Origin of the sequence: Polynucleobacter kasalickyi, from assembly GCF_900176405.1 — a bacterium.
GTDB classification, from domain to species: domain Bacteria; phylum Pseudomonadota; class Gammaproteobacteria; order Burkholderiales; family Burkholderiaceae; genus Polynucleobacter; species Polynucleobacter kasalickyi.
This window is the reverse complement of sequence record NZ_FWXJ01000024.1, coordinates 2501-5593: the sequence shown is the minus strand read 5'-3', so window position 1 is coordinate 5593 and position 3093 is coordinate 2501. Positions and strand designations below refer to the sequence as shown.

Here is a 3093-nt window from a genome sequence, read left to right as displayed (position 1 = left end):
CAAAGCAAAAAACCCAGATCGTTAGATCTGGGTTTTTCTTAAAGGTGCCTGGCAATTACCTACTTTCACACGGGTAATCCGCACTATCATCGGCGTAGAGTCGTTTCACGGTCCTGTTCGGGATGGGAAGGGGTGGTTCCAACTCGCTATTGTCACCAGGCGTAGAGGGTTGATCCATTCGATAACGAATGAATCCAAATTGAGTAAGCAAATGGTATTGAATCATGCACAAACATGTTTATAACCAGTAATACTGCTGGTTATAGGATCAAGTCTAACGGGCAATTAGTATCAGTTAGCTTAACGCATTACTGCGCTTCCACACCTGACCTATCAACGTCGTGGTCTTCAACGACCCTTTATGGAGGTTAAACCTCCGGGAGATCTCATCTTCAGGCAAGTTTCCCGCTTAGATGCTTTCAGCGGTTATCTCTTCCGTACATAGCTACCCTGCGATGCTTCTGGCGAAACAACAGGTACACCAGCGGTACGTCCACTCCGGTCCTCTCGTACTAGGAGCAGCCCCCGTCAAATCTCCAACGCCCACGGCAGATAGGGACCAAACTGTCTCACGACGTTTTAAACCCAGCTCACGTACCTCTTTAAATGGCGAACAGCCATACCCTTGGGACCGGCTACAGCCCCAGGATGAGATGAGCCGACATCGAGGTGCCAAACACCGCCGTCGATATGAACTCTTGGGCGGTATCAGCCTGTTATCCCCAGAGTACCTTTTATCCGTTGAGCGATGGCCCTTCCATACAGAACCACCGGATCACTATGACCTGCTTTCGCACCTGCTCGACTTGTCGGTCTCGCAGTTAAGCACGCTTTTGCCATTGCACTTTAGGCACGATGTCCGACCGTGCCAAGCGTACCTTCGTACTCCTCCGTTACACTTTGGGAGGAGACCGCCCCAGTCAAACTGCCTACCATGCACTGTTCCCGACCCGGATAACGGGCCAAGGTTAGAACCTCAAACAAATCAGGGTGGTATTTCAAGGTTGGCTCCATCAGAACTAGCATCCTGATATCAACGCCTCCCACCTATCCTACACAAACCGGTTCAAAGTCCAATGCAAAGCTACAGTAAAGGTTCATGGGGTCTTTCCGTCTAGCCGCGGGTAGATTGCATCATCACAAACATTTCAACTTCGCTGAGTCTCAGGAGGAGACAGTGTGGCCATCGTTACGCCATTCGTGCAGGTCGGAACTTACCCGACAAGGAATTTCGCTACCTTAGGACCGTTATAGTTACGGCCGCCGTTTACTGGGACTTCAATCAAGAGCTTGCACCCCATCATTTAATCTTCCAGCACCGGGCAGGCGTCACACCCTATACGTCCACTTTCGTGTTTGCAGAGTGCTGTGTTTTTATTAAACAGTCGCAGCCACCATTTTATTGCAACCCTTTCGCCCTTTAACAAGCTACTTGGGCGTACCTTATCCCGAAGTTACGGTACAAATTTGCCGAGTTCCTTCTCCTGAGTTCTCTCAAGCGCCTTAGAATACTCATCTCGCCCACCTGTGTCGGTTTGCGGTACGGTCTTGATAGACTGAAGCTTAGAGGCTTTTCTTGGAACCACTTCCTATTGCTTCGCGAACAAGTTCGCTCGCCTCATACTCTTGAATTACGCTACCGGATTTGCCTAATAGCCTTCTCAAATATAAGGACCGGGACATCCAACACCCGGACAACATTCCGCGATCCGTCCCCCCATCGCATCTATCAATGGTCAAGGAATATTAACCTTGTTCCCATCAGCTACGCATCTCTGCCTCGCCTTAGGGGCCGACTCACCCTACGCCGATGAACGTTGCGTAGGAAACCTTGGGCTTACGGCGAGGGGGCTTTTCACCCCCTTTATCGCTACTCATGTCAGCATTCGCACTTCTGATACCTCCAGCATGGTTCACACCACACCTTCACAGGCTTACAGAACGCTCTCCTACCATCACTTACGTGATCCGCAGCTTCGGTTATATGCTTAGCCCCGTTACATCTTCCGCGCAGGACGACTCGATCAGTGAGCTATTACGCTTTCTTTAAAGGGTGGCTGCTTCTAAGCCAACCTCCTGACTGTTTTAGCCTTCCCACTTCGTTTCCCACTTAGCATATATTAGGGACCTTAGCTGGCGGTCTGGGTTGTTTCCCTCTTGACGGCGGACGTTAGCACCCGTCGTCTGTCTCCCGTGCTTGCACTCTTTGGTATTCGGAGTTTGCTATGGCGCAGTAATCCGCAATGGACCCCACTACCATGACAGTGCTCTACCCCCAAAGGTGATACACGAGGCACTACCTAAATAGTTTTCGGAGAGAACCAGCTATTTCCAGTTTTGTTTAGCCTTTCACCCCTATCCACAGCTCATCCCCTAACTTTTCAACGTTAGTGGGTTCGGTCCTCCAGTACGTGTTACCGCACCTTCAACCTGGCCATGGATAGATCAACTGGTTTCGGGTCTACACCCAGCAACTAACGCCCTATTCGGACTCGCTTTCGCTACGCCTACCCTAAACGGTTAAGCTTGCTACTGAATGTAAGTCGCTGACCCATTATACAAAAGGTACGCCGTCACCCCTTGCGAGGCTCCGACTGTTTGTATGCACACGGTTTCAGGATCTATTTCACTCCCCTCCCGGGGTTCTTTTCGCCTTTCCCTCACGGTACTTGTTCACTATCGGTCGATTACGAGTATTTAGCCTTGGAAGATGGTCCTCCCATATTCAGACAGGATTTCTCGTGTCCCGCCCTACTTGTCTCTAACTTAGTACCACTAATCTGTTTTCGTATACGGGGCTATCACCCTTTATTGCCGGACTTTCCATTCCGTTCTACTAACAAACTAGCTATCACTAGAAGGCTGTTCCCATTTCGCTCGCCACTACTCTGGGAATCTCGGTTGATGTCTATTCCTCTGGTTACTTAGATGTTTCAGTTCACCAGGTTCGCCTCTTTAAGCTATGTATTCACTTAAAGATACCTCGTAAGAGGTGGGTTTTCCCATTCGGAAATCTGCGGATCAAAGTTTATTTGACAACTCCCCGCAGCTTATCGCAGTCTATAACGTCCTTCATCGCCTGTAATCGCCAAG

2 rRNA genes (1 of these 2 running past the window's edge) are annotated in these 3093 nt (G+C 49.8%); both read right to left on the bottom strand.

The annotated features are described in order from the left end of the window. Nucleotides 1-46 precede the first annotated feature (46 nt). Nucleotides 47-160: ribosomal RNA gene (gene rrf / locus B8983_RS13665) — 5S ribosomal RNA — on the bottom strand. 104 nt (nt 161-264) lie between these two features. Beyond that, nucleotides 265-3093: ribosomal RNA gene (locus B8983_RS13660) — 23S ribosomal RNA — on the bottom strand; it runs 31 nt beyond the window's last position.